General features: G+C 65.9%; 1 protein-coding gene. It reads right to left on the bottom strand.

Annotation, left to right across the window (positions count from 1 at the left end; genetic code table 11):
* Positions 1–583 (bottom strand): hypothetical protein (locus CWM66_RS28090; RefSeq protein WP_199200073.1); only part of this gene is annotated, 583 nt, incomplete at both ends.

Raw genomic sequence — 583 nt, 5'->3', positions numbered from 1 at the left:
GCCACCGCCCTCGGCGTCGGTGGCGGTACGCACGCCTTCCGAGCTCACTTCGGTCCGCACGATGCGCACGCCGATGTTGCCGTCGAACGGCACCGAGGCGTCATCCACGCCGAAGCGCAGCAGGCCGTAGGCGGTATAGGTCTTCTCGCCCTGGGTGTTGATGTTGTTGGGGCCGAACACCAGCGGGTCGGCACCGAACGCCTTCAGCGTCTGGTCGTAGTTTTCCACCGCCGAATCGGCCGCGGTGTAGGTCGGCCCGAACAGGTAGCTGTCGCCGCGGAAGAAGTCGTTGATCGGGTTCTGGACCAACTGCACGCTCGGGTAGTCCGAGAACGCCGCGCCGGCGCAGCCGTTGAGGCACATGAAGCGCCACACGTTGCCCTTGTTGGTCGCGTCGCGGTCGGTGTAGCGCACGCCGGCCTTGAAGCTGCGCGCGAAGCCGTCGTCGAACGCCAGGTCCATGTCGGTGCGCCAGGCGAACTGCTTGGCCTTGTTGTCGTCCTTGTTGTCCAGGTGCCACTTCCAGCCGACGTAGTTGGCCGGGTTGCCCAGGTAGTTGGCGCTGCCATCCTTGCCGGTGAAG

It is taken from the genome of Kosakonia sp. H7A (genome assembly GCF_003028445.1).
GTDB lineage: Bacteria > Pseudomonadota > Gammaproteobacteria > Enterobacterales > Enterobacteriaceae > Kosakonia > Kosakonia radicincitans.
This window is presented reverse-complemented; position numbering and strand designations above follow the sequence as displayed.